At 30.7% G+C, this 17985-nt stretch carries 23 protein-coding genes; 7 read left to right on the forward strand and 16 right to left on the reverse strand.

All coding sequences use genetic code 11. The features are described from left to right. Positions 1–13 precede the first annotated feature (13 nt). The 6 genes from HZC47_10455 to cbiM all read right to left on the reverse strand — a co-directional run bounded on the left by HZC47_10455 (position 14) and on the right by cbiM (position 6590). On the reverse strand, positions 14–2968 hold the full coding sequence (locus HZC47_10455) for a PAS domain S-box protein (GenBank protein ID MBI5681305.1): 2955 nt from the start codon (positions 2966–2968) through the stop codon (positions 14–16). Positions 2969–3274: 306 nt separating this feature from the next. Beyond that, on the reverse strand, positions 3275–3733 hold the full coding sequence (locus HZC47_10460; protein MBI5681306.1) for a riboflavin synthase: 459 nt from the start codon (positions 3731–3733) through the stop codon (positions 3275–3277). A gap of 33 nt (positions 3734–3766) precedes the next feature. After that, complete coding sequence (locus HZC47_10465) at positions 3767–4606, reverse strand: ATP-binding cassette domain-containing protein (GenBank protein MBI5681307.1); 840 nt, start codon at positions 4604–4606, stop codon at positions 3767–3769. 137 nt (positions 4607–4743) lie between these two features. Continuing rightward, positions 4744–5532 (reverse strand): cobalt ECF transporter T component CbiQ, encoded by a 789-nt coding sequence (gene cbiQ, locus HZC47_10470; protein ID MBI5681308.1) that lies wholly within the window; start codon positions 5530–5532, stop codon positions 4744–4746. A 36-nt stretch (positions 5533–5568) separates the two neighbouring features. Beyond that, complete coding sequence (locus HZC47_10475) at positions 5569–5904, reverse strand: energy-coupling factor ABC transporter substrate-binding protein (GenBank protein MBI5681309.1); 336 nt, start codon at positions 5902–5904, stop codon at positions 5569–5571. Beyond that, positions 5904–6590, reverse strand: coding sequence for a cobalt ECF transporter S component CbiM (gene cbiM / locus HZC47_10480; GenBank protein MBI5681310.1), 687 nt, complete (start codon positions 6588–6590; stop codon positions 5904–5906). The genes HZC47_10475 and cbiM overlap by 1 nt, the downstream gene beginning before the upstream one ends. A gap of 143 nt (positions 6591–6733) precedes the next feature. Between cbiM and pyrF the strand changes: the two genes are divergently transcribed. After that, a complete protein-coding gene (gene pyrF, locus HZC47_10485; protein ID MBI5681311.1) occupies positions 6734–7384 on the forward strand; it encodes an orotidine-5'-phosphate decarboxylase in 651 nt (216 codons plus the stop codon). Here pyrF and HZC47_10490 read toward each other — a convergent pair whose 3' ends face one another. The 5 genes from HZC47_10490 to HZC47_10510 form a co-directional block, all read right to left on the reverse strand. After that, positions 7385–7939, reverse strand: coding sequence for a hypothetical protein (locus tag HZC47_10490; GenBank protein MBI5681312.1), 555 nt, complete (start codon positions 7937–7939; stop codon positions 7385–7387). A 137-nt stretch (positions 7940–8076) separates the two neighbouring features. Then, positions 8077–8982 carry a deoxyhypusine synthase gene (locus HZC47_10495; GenBank protein ID MBI5681313.1) on the reverse strand — a complete coding sequence of 302 codons (906 nt, stop codon included), beginning with the start codon at positions 8980–8982 and terminating at the stop codon, positions 8077–8079. A 108-nt stretch (positions 8983–9090) separates the two neighbouring features. Then, positions 9091–9972, reverse strand: a complete 882-nt coding sequence (locus HZC47_10500; protein MBI5681314.1) for a CBS domain-containing protein — start codon at positions 9970–9972, stop codon at positions 9091–9093. A gap of 215 nt (positions 9973–10187) precedes the next feature. Then, complete coding sequence (locus tag HZC47_10505; GenBank protein ID MBI5681315.1) at positions 10188–10832, reverse strand: hypothetical protein; 645 nt, start codon at positions 10830–10832, stop codon at positions 10188–10190. Between the two features lie 113 nt (positions 10833–10945). Next, positions 10946–11293, reverse strand: a complete 348-nt coding sequence (locus HZC47_10510; protein ID MBI5681316.1) for a cupin domain-containing protein — start codon at positions 11291–11293, stop codon at positions 10946–10948. Positions 11294–11452: 159 nt separating this feature from the next. On the opposite strand from HZC47_10510, the gene HZC47_10515 reads away from it, so the two are divergent. The 4 genes from HZC47_10515 (at position 11453) to nucS (ending at position 14369) form a co-directional block, all read left to right on the forward strand. Beyond that, positions 11453–12289 (forward strand): hypothetical protein, encoded by an 837-nt coding sequence (locus HZC47_10515; protein ID MBI5681317.1) that lies wholly within the window; start codon positions 11453–11455, stop codon positions 12287–12289. Between the two features lie 4 nt (positions 12290–12293). Next, a complete protein-coding gene (locus HZC47_10520) occupies positions 12294–12791 on the forward strand; it encodes a MarR family transcriptional regulator (GenBank protein ID MBI5681318.1) in 498 nt (165 codons plus the stop codon). A gap of 37 nt (positions 12792–12828) precedes the next feature. After that, on the forward strand, positions 12829–13362 hold the full coding sequence (locus tag HZC47_10525) for a flavodoxin domain-containing protein (GenBank protein MBI5681319.1): 534 nt from the start codon (positions 12829–12831) through the stop codon (positions 13360–13362). 254 nt (positions 13363–13616) lie between these two features. Next, on the forward strand, positions 13617–14369 hold the full coding sequence (gene nucS / locus HZC47_10530; GenBank protein ID MBI5681320.1) for an endonuclease NucS: 753 nt from the start codon (positions 13617–13619) through the stop codon (positions 14367–14369). Positions 14370–14499: 130 nt separating this feature from the next. Here the strand turns inward: nucS and HZC47_10535 are convergent, their stop codons facing one another. The 4 genes from HZC47_10535 to HZC47_10550 all read right to left on the reverse strand — a co-directional run bounded on the left by HZC47_10535 (position 14500) and on the right by HZC47_10550 (position 16193). Beyond that, positions 14500–14691: a hypothetical protein gene (locus HZC47_10535; protein MBI5681321.1), complete on the reverse strand. Its 192-nt coding sequence runs from the start codon at positions 14689–14691 to the stop codon at positions 14500–14502. A gap of 211 nt (positions 14692–14902) precedes the next feature. Then, the gene (locus HZC47_10540; protein MBI5681322.1) at positions 14903–15091 is read right to left on the reverse strand and encodes a hypothetical protein; all 189 of its coding nucleotides are present in this window, start codon (positions 15089–15091) and stop codon (positions 14903–14905) included. Positions 15092–15348: 257 nt separating this feature from the next. Further along, the gene (locus HZC47_10545) at positions 15349–15585 is read right to left on the reverse strand and encodes a hypothetical protein (protein MBI5681323.1); all 237 of its coding nucleotides are present in this window, start codon (positions 15583–15585) and stop codon (positions 15349–15351) included. Positions 15586–15839: 254 nt separating this feature from the next. Continuing rightward, positions 15840–16193 carry a hypothetical protein gene (locus HZC47_10550; protein MBI5681324.1) on the reverse strand — a complete coding sequence of 118 codons (354 nt, stop codon included), beginning with the start codon at positions 16191–16193 and terminating at the stop codon, positions 15840–15842. A gap of 264 nt (positions 16194–16457) precedes the next feature. Here HZC47_10550 and HZC47_10555 point away from each other — a divergent pair, with 264 nt between their 5' ends. Both HZC47_10555 and HZC47_10560 read left to right on the forward strand, forming a co-directional pair. After that, on the forward strand, positions 16458–16847 hold the full coding sequence (locus tag HZC47_10555; GenBank protein MBI5681325.1) for a hypothetical protein: 390 nt from the start codon (positions 16458–16460) through the stop codon (positions 16845–16847). A 177-nt stretch (positions 16848–17024) separates the two neighbouring features. Continuing rightward, entirely contained in the window at positions 17025–17249 is a 225-nt protein-coding gene (locus tag HZC47_10560) for a hypothetical protein (GenBank protein ID MBI5681326.1), read from the forward strand. 129 nt (positions 17250–17378) lie between these two features. Here HZC47_10560 and HZC47_10565 read toward each other — a convergent pair whose 3' ends face one another. Beyond that, positions 17379–17969 (reverse strand): LemA family protein, encoded by a 591-nt coding sequence (locus tag HZC47_10565; protein ID MBI5681327.1) that lies wholly within the window; start codon positions 17967–17969, stop codon positions 17379–17381. Positions 17970–17985 lie beyond the last annotated feature (16 nt).

Below are 17985 nucleotides of genomic sequence, written 5' to 3' on the forward strand. Positions count from 1 at the left end.
TCAAATATAACCGTTAAATCCTTTCTTTATATTTTAATTCTTTAAATATAATTCTAAACTTGGTACCGTTAGTTTTATCAAGTTTAATTGTACCGTCTAGTTGTTCAACAAGATTATTTACTAACTGCAGTCCTAATGACTTGGTATTTCTAAAATTAGTATTATCTGGGAATCCAATACCATTATCTGCAACAGTCAGTGCGAATTCATCATCTAAGGGAGTGAGTTCGATGGTTATCTCATTTTTGGTGTTTGTAGGGGTGAATGGCTCATATAATGATTTCTGGGCTTCAATATCGGAAAATGCATGCTTTAAACAGTTTGTAACAAGTTCATTTATTATTAAGCCACATGGAATCGCCGTATTTATGTCAAAAAAGATATTATCAATTTTTGTATTATATTCTATAATACTTCTATCTATTTTATAATTATAAAATAAATTCCTAGTTAGATCAGTTACATATTCTCCAAAATCAATTTTAACCATGCTTTTTGATCTGTAAAGCTTTTCATGAATCATGGACATTGATTTTACACGATTCTGACTCTCTTTAAAAACATCAAGTGTATCCTCATCATTAATATATCCAGTTTGAAGGTTTAAAAGCGAACTTATTATCTGTAAATTGTTTTTGACTCTATGATGAATTTCCTTAAGCAATATTTCCTTTTCTTTTAACGATGCTTTAATTTCTTTTTCTGTTTTTTTACGTTTGGAAATATCAGCCACTAAAGATAACACTCCAATGGTATTTCCATCTTCATCAAGAATTGGGGATGTTTCTATGCTGGTATAAATTTTTGAACCATCTTTTTTAATAAATTTAATGTCATTTTGTCCTTTGATATCGTCTGCAGATCTTTTTATATATTTTTTTGCTGTTTCAATATCTTTAGTTTCTATAAATGAAAATATAGGTTTTCCTATGATTTCTTCAATATTATAATTTAACATTTCAGCCATTCGAGGGTTTACAAATGTTGTAATACCCTCGGAGTCAATTGACCATATACCTTCATGCGCATTTTCAACCAGCTGCCTATATTTTTTCTCGCTTTCAAAAAGGGCTCTTCTGGATTGTTTTTTATCAGTAATATCTAAAAGAGACACCAAACTTTTTTTAGTCTGAGGAATTAAAGCAACAGTCAGTAATATGTCTTTAATATTACCATATTTATCAACAAGTTCGAATTCATAATTTCTTGGAGGTAAATCCGGATTAATTCTTCGAATATGGTGATATTCTTCCATTTTTTCGATATAATCATCTAAAACAAAATTTTTCCAGCTTATTTTCCCTTCTACTTCCTCTTTTTTATATCCACAGAGTTTTTCACCTTCTGTATTTATAAGAGAAATAGTAGAATCTTCGTCAACAATCAATGTTGCTGTACCTGTATTCTCAAATATAGTTCTATAATATGATTCTGATTTTTTAATAGCATCTTCTGCTTTTTTTATTTTGGTTATATCTCGTAAGGTGCAAACAACTGATTCTATCTCATCATTCTCATTTTTGATTAAAGATGCATTTAAGTTCCCTATATACTCAGATCCGTCTGATTTAAGGATTTTATATTCTGCATTTTTAGATAATCCTTGGTTTAGAGTTTTATGGAAGTCTGAAATAGCTTTTTGCCTGTATTCGGGAGCAATAAATTCAAAAGCACTTTTACCCAGAATATCTTCAAAATTTTTAAAACCACCTAAATCAAGTGTCTTCGGTGACACAAAATCAATTATTCCATCAAGGTTAGTTACAATAACAGCTTCTGGAGAAGCTTTTATTAAGGCTTTGTATTTCTTTTTGGACTTTTTCAAGGATAATTCCATGTTTTTAATATCAGTAATATCAATAACCAATGATCTTAATCCCATAAACTCCCCATCTTGAATAATGGGAGACGAATATATATTTATGGGAAAAGTACTGCCATCTTTTTTAAGAGCCGTATATTCACGCCCCGTTGGGTTTTCCCCATGAATAATCCTCTTTAAATTATCTTTAATCCTTTTTTTATCTTCAGGAATCACCATTTGGGATATATTAAGTCCCTTATCAAAATCTTCCTTAGAATAACCTGTTAACTCATAGGTAACTGGATTACAGAAAGTTATAATTCCATTTTTGTCAGATTCACAGATTATTTGAGGTAAAAGCTCTGTAAGATCCTTATATTTCTTTTTACTTTCCTTTAAAGTGGTTTCATCTAATTTTCGTTTAGTTATATCTGAAAAAACAGCTGCAAACTGGTTTTTACATGGAGAAAATGCAGAAATTTCATAAAACTTGTCTAAATCTGGTGAATACTCTTCAAAATGAATTGAATTGCCTTTTAATGCCACATCACCATACTTTTCAATTAAACTGGTTTTTGTTATATCTGGCAATATGTGAGTAACCCTTTCACCGATTATATCTTCAGATCTAAGCCCAGTAAGTTTTTCAAATGCAGGATTAACATCTAAAAATATATAATCTACAGGATGGCCTTTATCATCAGTTACAATTTCATGTAAAGCCACACCATTTAAAGAATATTTAAAAAGGTTGCGGTAAAGCTCTTCACTTTCTTTTAATTTCTTTTCTAAACCGTGATTATAAAGAGCAGTTTCTATTGTACTTTTTAAGTCACTATCACTAAATGGTTTTGTTATGTAACCGCCAGGATTGGTTAATTTTGCTCTTTTAAGGGTTTCATTATCAAAATAAGCAGTTAAATACACAATTGGAATGCTAAAACGTTGATTTATTTTTTTAGCAGCGTTTATGCCATCAATTTCTCCTTTTAAAACAATATCCATTAATATTAAGTCAGGGTTAAGCTCTCCCGCTTTTTTGATAGCGTCGTTTCCTGATGTTTCAATTCCTGAAACAGTATATCCTAGGCGCTCAAGCTTATTTTTTATACCCATGGAGGTAATGCTTTCATCTTCAATAATTAGAATATTCGCACTTGGCATTTAATCAACATTATAATTTGTTGGATTATTAATATTTATTATGCGTGCTTTACTATATAATTATCTAATTAATAATAAAATTTTTATAAGAAACGGCTTAATTTAAAGACTAATCACACGCAGTGACCATAATATGATTTATTAGCCCATTATAGCTTAAAAAGGATTTAATACAAGAATAAACAGTTAATTATAAGCAAAATCAATAAAAAAACAATTTAAAATAAATTACTTAAAACTCCTAATTCTAATATAAAAATAAAGAATTGCAAGTCGCAATTTTAAGGCAGTTAATAAAAAACAGCCTTAAACAGGTCCAACATCTGGTCGACCCTCTCTCATACCTTTACCTGCTTCTTTTTCCATTTCTTTAGGCTTAAATAACATCTTAACCAAATTTTGTGCATGTTCACGGGCACGGTTTTCTGCAAGCTCTCTAAGGTCCTTTGCATTCTCACCTTCATCTTCATGAACAAAAACTTCTAAAATATGGGTATTTGTCATAAGCTGGGCTTTTATAAGGCCAGTTGAAGCTTCATGGGCACAAATCTTATCTTTTTCTTCAGGACCTGGCATTCCAAGTGCTATTACCATTTTACAACCTTCTTCTTCAATTAATTTCTTTGAAGCCACAGGAAGATCCTTAATTCCAGGAACAGTGCGTCTTATAAATTTAATATTTCCCACATGTTGTTTAATCTCATCTATAGCCTGCGCTCCCATGTCTACCCTTGCAAAAGTTGTATCACAGATTCCTATTTTCATTTTATCACCCATATTATATTAAATGCGGAATATTTAATCATCAAAATGCTTCTTTAATTTTCTTCGGGCTTCACCAATGGTAAGCGGATAAGGCTTATCAATAGGCAAATCATCCTCTTTCTGCAGTATTTCCATAAGATGAGCAATCCGTGGAAGCCTTAAATTAGCATTCCTTATGGTTTCAACATCTCCAAACACTTCTTGAGGACTTCCCTCTTTAATAATCTCTCCTTTACTAATTATATAAACTTGATAAGCATACAATGGCACCAAATCAACATCATGGGTGGATATAATTATAGTCATGCCTTCTTTATTTAGTTCATACAGTATTTTGAGAATTTGCGAGGCTCCTTTTGGATCCAGACCTGATGTAGGTTCATCTAAAACCATTATCTTAGGCTTCATGGCCAAAATCCCGGCAATAGCCACTCTCTTTTTTTGGCCTCCGCTAAGGTGATGAGGAGGTTTTTTTTCAAATCCATCCATTCCCACACGTTTTAAAGATTCATTAACCCGTTTTTCAACTTCCTCTTTAGATAATCCTAAGTTCATAGGACCAAAAGCCACATCTTCCACTACTGTAGGTGCAAAAAGTTGATCATCAGGATTCTGGAATACTATTCCTACATTCTGCCTTACATTCATCAATCCCTTCTTATCATACTGCACTGGTTTCCCATTTACAATAACATTTCCTTTTGAAGGTCTTAAAATCCCGTTAAAATGTAAAAATAATGTTGATTTCCCTGCACCATTAGGACCTAAAAGTGCAACAATTTTTCCATCTTCTGCTTTAAAATCCACACTTTTTAAGGCTTCTGTACCGTCAGGATAATGATATGTGATGTCTTTAGTTTCGATTACATTCATTGATTCACCTGTGATTAATAAATTAGATTTTATCATGATTTAATTTTAATCTATAATTTCAATAGTTTCAATTTTACCATTCAATATATATAAAAAATATCTAATTTCTGGCTCTAAATTATTTTAATCAAATAATTTTAAAAGATTTTGAAATTACCTGTAAAATACACCCCAAGAACAAGAACTAATTCAAACAACACCAAAAACACTATTTTATAAGCACCAATGCTTCCAATGCCTTCAGGTTCCTTAAAAGTTTTTATGGAACCATCATAACATCTTGATTCCATGGCGATATAAGCTTGCTCTCCTTTGTCCCATGTTCTTATGAAAAGGTTGCTTCCTAACATTCCCATGGACTTAAATGATTTTTTAAGGGATGAATAACCAAGGCGAGTCTCTTGAGAATGATACATGTTAATTGCTTCATCCAGAAACACAAATATATAGCGGTACATGAGCATTGCAAGTTCTAAGACAATTCTGGGTATTTTAACAAGTTTTAACACTGAAAAAAGTTCAGTCATAGGGGTAGTAAGTGCCAGAAACGCCAAACATGTGAAACCGCCTAGCATCCTTGCAAAAACAAGAAATCCGAGGTTAAAACCATCTTCAGTCACTGCAAGATTGAATATTCCAAATTCCAAGACATGGCTACCCACTCCAAAAAATAAGGCCATAAAAACAAATGTTAACAATCCAAAGCTAAATGGAATAAGGAAAAATTTTAAATAGAATTTCCATGAAATTTTAGCTTTAAAGACGATTAAAATAGACATAAAAATAGTAATAATAAGGGGAACCACCGGAGATGTAGATATTAAACTCACTAACATGGTTAAAATTCCAAGTAAAACCTTAAAATAAATATTCATATCTTTAAGGTTGTTGGAGTGAGCATAATTATCCAGTGTGTTTTCAAACATGATTATTACCAGTTATTTTTTTTATTTATTAACTCCTTATTTACTGATGGTTTCATTTACTTCTTTTAATTCTTTTTCCTGTCTTTTACGCTCTTTTGCTTGACCATTGTAATATCCAAATACATATCCAATTATTAGGGATCCAATAGCTGCTTGAAGAGCGAAAAGGAGGCTTTCTATTTCGCCACTGGGAGGTTCCCAAATCGAGTTAAACCAGGGATGATATCCTGTTGATTCAATAGCAGGCCCTGCTAAAGAATCAGCTCCACTAAAATATCCTTGATCTTCACCCATACCATTGAACATTATCAGAGGGATTGCAATAATTATTGCAACAAGACATAGTAAAATAATTGGTTTTTTATCTACCATTAGACCACCACCTTTGAAGTTCCATCTACTTTAGGGCTGATAACTTTTAATTTTACCAGAATATCAGGTCTAAGCTTCATTATGTAATCAAACACAATTACAGTTAAAAGACCTTCTGCTATAGCCAGAGGAACCTGAGTATAGGCAAATATTACCATAAACTTTGCAAATGCTGCACCAAATGTGGGAACTGGGAAGGCCAAAGATAGTTGAGTAGCAGTGGTAACATACGTTAACCAGTCACCAGCAACTGCTGCTAAAAATATTCCAATTGAAGGACCCCATCCAATTCTTTGGACACCTTTGTAAACCAACCAGGCTGCAAATGGACCTACGATACCCATTGAAAAAATATTAGCTCCTAGAGTTGTTATTCCACCATGAGCTATAAATAAAGCTTGGAATACTAATACGATAGCACCTAAAACACTGGTAACTGCAGGGCCAAAAAGTACTGCAGATAATCCAGTACCTGTAGGATGTGAACAGCTCCCTGTAACTGAAGGTAATTTGAGAGATGATAAAATAAAAATAAACGCTCCTGAAACTGCTAAAAGAGGTTTAGATTCTGGATCTTCGTCTGTAATCTTTTTTATTTGTATTACACCATAAGCAACTACTGGTAAGGCCACAATGTACCAAAAAAGACACCATTGCCATGGTAAAAATCCTTCCATTATATGCACGTTAAAATCTCCTTTAATTTTTCTCAAGTATACTTGAATGAAAAATATATATAAAGTTTTTGTTTCAAGCTTAATTCAGTTAATAAAACAAAATTTTTCACTTAATGAGAAAATCATTTAAGCGCATATGATCAAATAAGATTATGGAAATTAAAAATAACATAATTCTTGCGCTCGACGTTTTAAATATGGAAGAAGCTCTTGAAATAGTTGAAAATGTTTCAGATTATATAAACACAATTAAAATTGGCTACCCTTTAGTTTTAAGTGAAGGACTTAAATCGATTTCCAAATTAGAGGAAAATTTTAATTGCAAAATAATCGCCGATTTTAAAGTTGCAGATATTCCTGAAACTAACGAAAAAATAGCTAATCTTACATTTGAAGCAGGTGCAGATGCAATTATTGTTCATGGATTTGTAGGTGAAGACAGTGTCCAAGCTTGCATGAATTCTGCCGAAGATTATAACAGAGAAATCTTCCTTTTAACTGAAATGTCCCATCCTGGTGCTTCAATGTTTATTCAAAAAGATGCAGAAGACATTGCTGAAATGGGCATTAGAATGGGAATAACTAACTATGTAGGACCTTCAACTAAATTAGATCGTCTCCGAAAGATTAGAAAAATTGTGGGAGATGATTCATTCATTATTTCTCCAGGTGTAGGTGCCCAGGGTGGAGATCCAAAGGAAACATTAAATTTTGCAGATGCATTAATTGTTGGAAGATCAATTTATCTGTCAAAAGACCCTGAAAAAGCAGTTAAAGATATAATTGAAAGTATCGAGTCTTAATTACTCAGGAGTTTCAATTATGCTGTAAATTCTTTCATAGATTGCATCGAATTTCAAACCTGCAAATTCATAGGCTAATTCAAACATAATAAAGTATAAAAACGTTTGAATTGCCATAAAATGGACTCCATAAATCTGGAACGCAGGATAAAAACTGTTAATTAATCCAAATATTGCAAGTATAAAAATGACGGTTTTAAGGGCGAATCTGTACTCAAAAAAAGTTTTGAGAAACCTATTTTTATAGAATTTGGGATTATCATTCCCTATTTCATCAACAAAAGCAGCAATTGTACAAATAGCCAATGTAATGATTCCAATTGTGGGAAATCCTATTAAAAATGCAACTATTAAAAATATAACTGCTGTAACAATATGATTGATGCAGTTTATTTTTTTTGCAAGAAATGTTCCAATAAAAACTCCAAAGAAAATATAAGCCGCATCCACGCTGATTGTAACTAAATATCCAAGAAACAACCCACATAAAATTCCTGCAAGCATTCCCAGAAGTTTATTATTCTTTTTATCGTGCATATCATCGGATATTTTCATGAAAAATCCGGATAATGGATATAGTAGTATTTCTAACAAATTATCTCTCCTTAAATAAAAACAGGTCTTATTAAACCAATTAATTATAAAAAAGTTAATAGAAAATATTCTTTTAATTAGATATTGTTTATTTATTTTTATTTATTTATAATTTCCCTTGCACCAGCAACCATCATTGGAAATATTATGGTCACATCTCCAACCACTGTAACAAGGTTAGAACCAGCTTTAGCCTTAGCCCATGATTTTGCCTCCTCTAAAGGCGCGCCGCTGAGACTTCCAGTTTCACTTCTATCCATAGTAACTTGAATTGCAGCATCAACTCCTCCTTTCAATAGATTTGAGGCTAATGCATAATGTTTAGGTAATCCTCCGCCAAGAAGCACAGCTGCAACTTTTTTTGATTCAAAAACGATATCTGAAAGCTCGTGCATATCCCCAACAGCATCAAGATGGAATTCTTTATCCTGTGTAAACATCCAAAGCTGCAGACCCAGCATGCTGTCAATTAAGCCTGGTGCATAAATAGGAACACCTTTTTGGGCTGCTATTTTAAGTATAGAATCTTCATCTTCAATCATATTTCCAATTTCAGTTAAAAATTCTCTTATAGAAATGATTTTCTTTTTTTCTGCTATTTTAGTTAGAATTTCAGTTATTTTTGCTTCAAATGCTTCAAAATCTTCAGATTTAGTATATAAATCACCGATTCTTCCCATTCCTTGCTGGCATAATTCTTCGTCATCAGCATATATTCCTTTATAGTGACTTCCTCCAAAGGATTCAACCAGATCATGGGTTATATTGGCTCCGCTTGTTATTAAAACGTCTACAAAACCATCTTTAATTAAATCGGCTATGACTTTCCTTAGTCCTCCAGGTACAAGAGGTCCTGCAACGCTTAAAAAAATAGTAGTATCCTTATCTTTTATAGAATCTGCAAATAAATAGGTGGCTTTAGCTAATTTGCCTGCGCCAAGAACTCCTGATTTCTCCATTTCTTTTATTAAATCAAGAACAGTCATTATGTCTTTAATTTCCATATGTTGAATTTTCAGTTTCACACAACCTGAATTAATAGTATAATTAAATAAATGAAAATAATTTAATTATAATTAGTTAATGTAAAATGAGTATTTAAATCTTTTAATTTATTTTAAACCAGCAATTTTATCTAAAAGATCGGTTCTGGTTACAATTCCAACAGGTATTTTATCAGTGTCTACAACAATAAGGCGGCCTATTTTCTTTTTGTTCATGATTTCAATGGCATCTGAAATCATTAAGTCTTCTTCAACAGTTATTATATGTTTTGACATGACCTCTACTATTTTTAAGCTTTCTTTACCTTCTGCAATTGCCTTTGTTATATCACTTAAGGTTAAAATTCCTGTAACTTCATTATTTTCAATAACAGGAGCACCTTCTATCTCATTACTTGATAAGATGCTTGCTGCTTCTTTTATATTTATGTTTGGCTCTAATGTTATCAGGTTCTGGCTTGCAACCTGCATAACAGATTTATGAGGGATGCTCCTTATACTTGTGGTGTCCAGGAGTAAAAAATTATCCATATCATCCCTTCCCACAACCATACCATTAACTACAAGCTTATTTACTGGAGTTGGGCCTATTCTTACTTTGTCACCAAGATCAAGCTGTTTAATGTTGCCTATTACTTTTATTGTAGCTTCACATTCTCCAGGATGAGGAATACTTGTAAATTCTATCTTTGCAACAGTTAAATCACCCACTTTTTTACCTTTTTTAAAGATGGGCACTAATTTTTCATTGTCTGATGTAGTAATGTTAAGGGTGTGGTAAGCTTCAATAGTGGGTTTATATCCTCCACGAGGTCCTGGAACGCCTTTTACGAGCCCTAAACTTCTTAAGGATTGCATCTGATTTCTTATAGTTCCGGGGTTACGATTCATAATCTCGGCAATTTCTTCTCCTTTAATAGATTTACCTTTTGATTTCCGGTACAAATTTATCAAGCTTTGCAATATTTCTTTTTGGACGGATGTGAGCATAAATAACCACCTTTAACTAATTGTTAATTATAAATAATTACAATTCTAATTATAAATTTATCGGCTTTACATTATATAAATGTTTTTAAATTTCAAAAGAAGATGTTAATAATAATAGTACCCTTTAAGATTGTTGAACATTGTTGTTCAATAGATATTTTTTCTTAAGATGTTTTATTGTACATTCACATTCTTGTATTAAAAAATTGGATTGGTTAATTGGGAATGGTAAAGTTGTTGGGTGTAAGTTCACCATCATTTCCAAAAGTAGTGCCAACCCATAACATTTCTGTGTAACCCGGTAAACTTTTAATCCATCCTACCAATCCCAGACTTGTTATAATCTTTCGTGAGTGAATTTCTTTTGGAAGTCCTTCTTTAGGACCATATACTCTTTTCCATCCTACTATTTTGTTTTCAGGCCAATAAACAATTATGAAATCTGCAACTGGTCGGTAAAAATAAGCAGGACCTGAATCTAATAATTGAGGATTATAGTAATTTCCTGTAGCATATAGCTCTGTATTATAATTAACTAAAATGAAAAATGTCATTGTTTCATTGGAATTTAAATTTACATAGGTATTTGTTTCATTTTTAACGTGAAAATAATATGTTTCTCCACTAGTTCCTCTATATAAATATGCTTGACTGAGCGTATCTACAAAAACAACTGCTTTTCCTTTAATAGTAATATTAGAAATCTCTAAACTCTTTGTTTTGTTGTAATCCAATACTGAAGGATAAATTTCTTTATTGAATCTAGTTTGACTGAGTTCTGAGGGTTGTAAGCTGGCTGCAAAAGCTATAATTGCCACTATAAATAATATAAAAATTAATAAATAATACCTAGTTTTCATTTAGACTTCTCCTATTCCTTTGTTTAATATTTGATTATTTATAAACTTAATCATAAGCAGATGCTTAAAACAGTTATTTATATCAATATTCAGCCTAATAAAATTATTTTAATCTATTCTTTAATGTATTTGACATGTTTTTCATATTTTTCATCCCATGCTGGAGCTGTAATGCACAATTGTTTTAAATTTCCTTTAAAATAGAATCTTTTCCCTGGCGGAATGGTTACAACGTCACGAGCTTTTACTTCATATTCTTTATCTTCAATTATCCATTTACCTTCCCCTTCCAGGATATAGTAGATAAAGGCGCTTTTTTCATGGTAAAATTCTTCTAAATGTCCTTTTTCTGTTTCCTGGTACACTACTGCAGCTTGGAGGAATTCTTCTTTATTATTGTAAATATGCATTTTCACATGGTTTTTTTCTATGAAATCTGCATTTTTAAACTTGTAAATCATGATATTAGTTTATAACTGGGATAACTATTCTTTTTTGATTTAATTTGGAATTTTCATATATCATAAAATTCCTTTTCCCAAAGGTTTATATAGTATGTCTGCATTATTAGGTAATATATTACCTAAACATGTAATATATTACCAATGGGGTTTGAAAAAATGGACAAAAAAATAATATATATAAATTCAATAACAATCGCTATTTTGGCGATAATAGCCACCTTATCTGGATTATTCTGGAAAAATCTGTATAAAAATGACACTGTATCTATCACAGCTCAGATGATGGGTCAAGATCTAATATCACTCATAATTTGTGTGCCAATACTGCTTTTATCTTTGTATCTAGTCTACAAAGATTCTTTAAGAGGTTATTTATTATGGATGGGAACAATATTTTACTTCCTGTACAGTTATGTGTCAATGTCCTTTTTGGCATCATATAATCAACTATTTTTAGTCTACGTGGCCATATTTTCCATATCGTTGTATACATTTGTCTATGGGTTAATGTCTTTAGATGTGAAGGCTATTAAAAACAGCTTTGCCTCAGGAACAATAATTAAGATTGCAGGAATATTTACAATCTTTATGGCTGCAATGTTGGCATTTATGTGGCTTAGTATGATAATTGAATCACTGATAACTGGACTGGCACCGGCTTCGCTAGAAAACTACACCACCATGGGAATACAAGCACTAGATCTTGGAGTTCTCGTTCCAGCTGCTATGATTGCAGGTATAATGCTTCTTAAGGGTAAAGCATGGGGATACGCTCTTATGTCAATATTGATAGTTAAAATATCTCTCCTGGGAACTGCCATACTTTCTATGATCTATTTCATGATTCAAAATGGTGTTAATGTTGTATGGGGCCAGGCTATGTTTTTTGTAATAGCTACAATAGGAGGAATAGTTATTGCCCTTGGATTCTATAATAAAATAAAAGGTTCTTTAAAAGATTTTGATCCCCTAAATAATATCGATTTGAGTTGAGATAATGAAAGATTCAGATACTCTTAAAGCAGAATTCAATAGAGAAAGGTTGGATATGGAAAAATATATACTGGTTGTTTTATTTCTGGTTCAGCAACGCTGGGGTTACATAATCAACAAGGAGTTTGAAAAGGACCAGATAACAACTAAACAATGGTTATTGTTAGTTACATTGGGAAATGCATTTGATCATCCTCCATCTATGCAAGAGATGGCTGAAGCAATGAGTACCACTCATCAAAATGTGAAACAACTTGCCACTCGTTTAGAATCAAGAGGATTACTGAAAATCGAGCGGGATGCCAATAATCGCCGTATATTAAGATTAAAGGTTACAGAAGAATGCCATAAATTTTGGGAAAACAGAACTGAAGATGATATCAAATCTATAACGGCATTGTTCAATGGACTGGAAGATATTGAAATCCAAAATCTGTTTGAAATCATGGCTAAAATGGAGAAATTATCTTTAAATTTATATACAGAATATAAAAACTTATAAAATCATGAAATTAAAAAAAAATTAAGGAGTTAATAAAATGAAAGCATTAGTAGTTTATGGAACTAGATGGGGCACCGCCACGGAAATTGCTCAAGAAATAAGTAAAGTTATCAAAGATGAAGGAATAGAAGCCGACCTGGTTGATGCAAGGGGTCTAAAAAATTTCGATGTTTCTCCCTACGACTTGGTGGTAGTGGGAAGCGGAATTAAAATGGGTAAATGGACCAAAGGATCTCTTAAATTCCTTAAAAACTACAAATCTGATCTTGCAAGCAAGAAGGTGGCATTATTTGTCACCTGCGGAGCAGCCAACAAAGAAGACACACAAGAAGAAGGATGGGAAAAATACTTAAAAAAAGTGGCTGCAGATAATCTGGTCAATCCACCAGTTGATTTAGGGCTTTTTGGCAGTGTTTACGATCCTGATGCAAATCATGGTCTACTCTTTAAATTCACAAACCGCTTCATTAAAAAAGATTTGGAAAAACAAGGAATTGATACCACCAAACGCCAGGATTACCGTGACTGGGATGAAATAAGGGCATGGGCTAAAGGTTTAGTCAAAACTTAGCTTAAAGTTAATCAATATTTTTCTATTTCTCTATTAAAAACATATTATTATATTTTTTTTATTTTATTTAGTTTATTAAAGAGTTTTATATAAATTAGACATATTTTTTAATTAATTTTTAATAAAAAATTGCTATTAAATTGCCAATTTTCTATTAATAAAGTAGAATTGGATAATATTTTATTATTGGAGTAATTAAGCTTTAAAACAATGAAAACACCTATAAACATTAATAGTTATACAAATGGGGCACCATGAAAATTAAAGTAAAAGAAAAACTTGAATCTGACGAATTACTCGATTTTATAAATGAAGCGCTATCTAAAAGAGCTTTTCTTGTAATTATGGCTTGTTGCAGAATAAAATATAGGGGTAGAGCTACAAGTAGGCTTGGATCAGGAGATAGAACTATAATTATTAAATCAGATGGCTCTTTTTTAGTTCATCAAGATTATAATTTAGAGCCAGTTAACTGGCAACCTCCAAACTGCAAATTTCAGGTAAAAAAGGAGAATAAGCTTGTTTATCTTACAGGAGTTCGTAGAAATCCGTCAGAATTATTGGAAATAGAAATCCACAAAACACATTTAATATCATATCATATTGGTAAAGACAGTAAAACATTAGAATTAGCCGGTTATGAAGAGGATATGCGGCAAATGATTTTTGAAAACCCGGAATTAATTGAAAATGGTTTCAGACCAACATCCAGAGAATATTCAGTCTCTGAAGGCTTCATTGATATTCTTGGAAAGGATAAGGATGGTAATTTAGTGGTTTTAGAACTTAAAAGTAGGCGTGCAGGTGTAAATGCAGTTAAACAGTTGAAAAAATATCTTGATGATTTTATTGATCATAAAGATTTTGTTCGCGGTATTCTGGTGGCTCCGTCTTTAACTGAAGATGCTCAAGAATTGCTTCTAAAGTATCAAATGGAATTTAAGGCTTTGGAACCTCCAAAAGAGCTTATAAATAGTAAAAATATGACTTTAGATTCTTTTAAATGATATTTTCTTTATTAAAATGAAATTATACAGAAACATATAAAAAAAGTTATTAAATTTCATTATTTTATATCAAAAATTGGATATATTAAAAAGAATGGGTTTAAAGAGGATATAACTCTTTTTTTAATTATTATTTACTGTTCATTAATGCTATTTTACTTGTTACAACTGTTTTAGCCCTTAAAAGAATATTATCAACATAAGCGCTGTTTTTAATTTCACTTTCTATTTTATGAAGTAACTGCTCTAAATCATTTGGTTTGCATTTATATGCATTATCCAGAATTTTATTTGACTTTTCATCGTTATTATTGTTTTTCATTTAATTCTCCATCCAATTTTTCTGAGATTATACTGTTAATCAAACATAGTTCTTAAATATTTCTAATAGACTAAATATTGAGTAGATTTCTTAAAATGTTATATTCTTATAAACTCTAATTAACTAAAAATAATAAGGAATTAAAGCTGAAATATTAAATCATGCCTTATTTTTTTATATTTCAAGTTAAATAATGTAATAATCCCTTTGTTCAAATTTCCATACTTTTAAAATAAATACAATGATCTGGATTTCCCGGTCCTTTAGGATGTTTACAGGAGATATTCATTTGTTTCATAGAAGTTACAATGACTTTACATTGGAATCTACATTCAACGCATTTATCATTAGAAGATATGATTTCATAGTCTTCTCCTTTAACTTTTTCGATCTTCTTCATGTAGTTACCTTGGAATCAATTTAAAATGTTTGATAGGTTTATTTTGCACTGTTTTAATTGATAGCGTGTTTTAACCCTTTAAAAATGCCCATTTTACTTTATTTAAATCAATAAATGATTTTTGGATTTATTTTAGGGTTAATCTAAAAAAATAGAATGATCCCTATTTTTAAAATAAATATTATATAAAATTAGCAGAACTTAAATAAATAATTAACTGAATAATTAAAAAAAAATTAAATTAGGGGATTATTAGTTCATTTTGCGTTCATTTCATGCTCTGGACCCATTAATACTTGTAATTTGTTGAATGCAGGACTTAAATGTATACGAACATATTGATCTAGTCCTTTTATCTTTTCTTTTGCTTCTGTTACCCTTTGCAGGATCTCCACTATCTCTGCAGGTTCCAAATAATCCCATGTAGATTTATCATAGCTGATTTTATTTACGATATGCCACCAATTAACTGGATTTTCACTCAAATCTACCATACCTCCATATACATATCAAAAAAAAGGTTATAAATCCTCATAGAGGCAATTGATGGCTTAATAATGCCATAAAAATGATGTTATAGTTATCATACGTAATGCAAATTAATATTGTCTTTGGTACTTAATATTTTTTTCTATTTTAATTTTGAAGGGAACATACAAAAGAATATGGCCAATTTTTTGAATAAGCTATTCTATTCATATGCACTTTAAACTAAAAATAGAGATTTATGCAGTTGAATATGACTTAATTAGATGCTCGCTGCTAAATTAGTGTCAATTGAACTTTCAAAACTTCTTATTTTGTAGTAATATTCATCAAAATCCATTACATGTTTATTAATGAATTTTTCTAATTCTTTTTTATCATCAGGAACTTTTCTGCTTGGAGAAGTTATAATCATTTCAATAATTGCTTCTTTTTTGTATTTAATGTGGAATTCTCCCTTACAATCATATTCTAAATATGTTTCATATTCTTTTAACTTTTCATAAATGTATTCAATGGATTCTTCATCTAATTCTTTATCTTTAAAACTAAATTTAATGGGAGTGATGTTTGAATCTTTTTTATCTAATAATTTGAAACCTTTAAACTCTAACATATGTTTACCTCTCTAATAAAATTTATAAATGTATTGTAAGGATTAACTGAACTAAATTTTGAAATTAATGATTTATATATCCTATTTTTATAAAATAAAGAATTTAAACTTTTATTTTGATAAAACTCTAAATATAATTCAACTTTTCTACTTAAAAATTTTGCTTTTTTTTAATTGTAGTATATTACTTTTCAGATGCTCTACCACAACGCCTACAAATACTTTATATCATATAATTGATTGCACAAAAAAAGGAGGTTCATAATGAGGTTAAGTGTCATAAAACACGATGATAATGAAACAGTCTTCTATAATCCTGGAGTTTTCTTAAAAGACGAAGATTTAATCATATTTCCCTTCAAGGAATTTGATAAGTTCTATAATGAAACTGTACAAAATTTAAATGTTGTCACAAACATAATAAAGGATTCTCTAAATTCTCAATCAGCCATAAACCCCCCAGAGGATTTGGAGTACGTAGAAGATTGGATAAACCTTATTAAAGAAGATATGGGTCTCCTTATTAAATTTAATGTGCAAACCACCCTAAATTCTTTCAAGGGCAGAAGTCATAAAAAAATAAAACCTCCAAAAAAAATTAATGAAACTAGCAGTTTACATAAAGAAAAAATACAGTGTTTGATGGGATTATAAGGGAGTATTTAATGAGAATCACTGAAAAACGTGTAACTGCACTGAAGAACACATAATTTTTCATAAAAAACTAATAAAACGAAGTTGCAGATACTCCCAATTTATAATTCCTTTCAATTTTATACAATTTGTTTAAAATAACAAAACTATACTATTTGAAAGAACATACTTTTGTTTATGAATTCCAAAAAAAGTGATGTTGAAAAAAATATTGAATCACTAACTAAAAAATTTAAAAGTATCGCTGATGTGACATTCAGTTTCGGTAGATATGACATTGTTTTATATAACTACGACGAGATTGAAGAACTAACTGCGTTTATAGAAGAAATAAAAAGTATTGGGTCGTGGACAGTTTTAAAGACAAGAGTAAGTCCTGAAAGTAATATAGATTTAGTTTAAATTTTGTATAAATTATTTCTAAGAATAAATTTATTTTTAAAATCAGCTGAACATCATTTATTAAGCCATAATAAAAAAAAAGAATATAAATTTTTAGTCATATTTATATTCAACTTAAATTATCTATTTTCAGATGTTCTGGCTTTCTACAGGTTCTTCTGAAAAATTTACTTTAGGCACTATTTTTTCAGATTCTTCAATTTCGAAATATCGTTCGTTTTCAAATCCAAAGAAATTAGCTAAAATATTACTTGGAAACATCTGGCATTTGTTGTTATATCTCCATACAATATCATTATATAACTGTCGGTAGTAAGCTATCTGATCTTCAGTGTCTGACAACTGTTTAAGTAAGCTTTCAAAACTTTCATCTGCTTTAAGGTCAGGATAAGCTTCTGCAACTGCAAATAAACTTTTTAAAGATTCTGTAAGCTGATTATTAGCTTTTTCATTTTCTTTTACAGTTTCTGCATCTGATAAATTTGATCTTGCTTGAGTAACCTCTTTAAACGTACCTTTTTCATGTTTAGAATATCCTTTTACAGTTTCAACCAGATTAGACACTAAATCTACTCTTCTTTCAAGCTGAACATTTATCTGAGACCATGCATTATCTACACTATTTCTAAGCTTAATTAAGCTATTATAAATGCCTATAATTATAGCAAAAAACGCTACAATAATCAAAACTACTATTGAGAAGCCTATTACATTCCACACGTTAATCACCGCTAAA

This window comes from Methanobacterium sp., from assembly GCA_016222945.1.
Taxonomy (GTDB): domain Archaea; phylum Methanobacteriota; class Methanobacteria; order Methanobacteriales; family Methanobacteriaceae; genus Methanobacterium_D.

Coding starts and splice junctions, on each gene's coding strand:
- nucS (MBI5681320.1), top strand. CDS start 13,617: ATGAAAATTAAAGTAAAAGAAAAACTTGAATCTGACGAATTACTCGAT.
- HZC47_10525 (MBI5681319.1), top strand. CDS start 12,829: ATGAAAGCATTAGTAGTTTATGGAACTAGATGGGGCACCGCCACGGAA.
- HZC47_10465 (MBI5681307.1), bottom strand. CDS start 4,606: ATGAATGTAATCGAAACTAAAGACATCACATATCATTATCCTGACGGT.
- HZC47_10535 (MBI5681321.1), bottom strand. CDS start 14,691: ATGAAAAACAATAATAACGATGAAAAGTCAAATAAAATTCTGGATAAT.
- cbiQ (MBI5681308.1), bottom strand. CDS start 5,532: ATGTTTGAAAACACACTGGATAATTATGCTCACTCCAACAACCTTAAA.
- HZC47_10490 (MBI5681312.1), bottom strand. CDS start 7,939: ATGAAAATATCCGATGATATGCACGATAAAAAGAATAATAAACTTCTG.
- HZC47_10510 (MBI5681316.1), bottom strand. CDS start 11,293: ATGATTTACAAGTTTAAAAATGCAGATTTCATAGAAAAAAACCATGTG.
- HZC47_10550 (MBI5681324.1), bottom strand. CDS start 16,193: ATGTTAGAGTTTAAAGGTTTCAAATTATTAGATAAAAAAGATTCAAAC.
- HZC47_10555 (MBI5681325.1), top strand. CDS start 16,458: ATGAGGTTAAGTGTCATAAAACACGATGATAATGAAACAGTCTTCTAT.
- HZC47_10460 (MBI5681306.1), bottom strand. CDS start 3,733: ATGAAAATAGGAATCTGTGATACAACTTTTGCAAGGGTAGACATGGGA.
- HZC47_10540 (MBI5681322.1), bottom strand. CDS start 15,091: ATGAAGAAGATCGAAAAAGTTAAAGGAGAAGACTATGAAATCATATCT.
- HZC47_10520 (MBI5681318.1), top strand. CDS start 12,294: ATGAAAGATTCAGATACTCTTAAAGCAGAATTCAATAGAGAAAGGTTG.
- HZC47_10545 (MBI5681323.1), bottom strand. CDS start 15,585: ATGGTAGATTTGAGTGAAAATCCAGTTAATTGGTGGCATATCGTAAAT.
- HZC47_10475 (MBI5681309.1), bottom strand. CDS start 5,904: ATGGTAGATAAAAAACCAATTATTTTACTATGTCTTGTTGCAATAATT.
- HZC47_10560 (MBI5681326.1), top strand. CDS start 17,025: ATGAATTCCAAAAAAAGTGATGTTGAAAAAAATATTGAATCACTAACT.
- HZC47_10515 (MBI5681317.1), top strand. CDS start 11,453: ATGGACAAAAAAATAATATATATAAATTCAATAACAATCGCTATTTTG.
- HZC47_10505 (MBI5681315.1), bottom strand. CDS start 10,832: ATGAAAACTAGGTATTATTTATTAATTTTTATATTATTTATAGTGGCA.
- HZC47_10500 (MBI5681314.1), bottom strand. CDS start 9,972: ATGCTCACATCCGTCCAAAAAGAAATATTGCAAAGCTTGATAAATTTG.
- HZC47_10495 (MBI5681313.1), bottom strand. CDS start 8,982: ATGGAAATTAAAGACATAATGACTGTTCTTGATTTAATAAAAGAAATG.
- pyrF (MBI5681311.1), top strand. CDS start 6,734: ATGGAAATTAAAAATAACATAATTCTTGCGCTCGACGTTTTAAATATG.
- HZC47_10455 (MBI5681305.1), bottom strand. CDS start 2,968: ATGCCAAGTGCGAATATTCTAATTATTGAAGATGAAAGCATTACCTCC.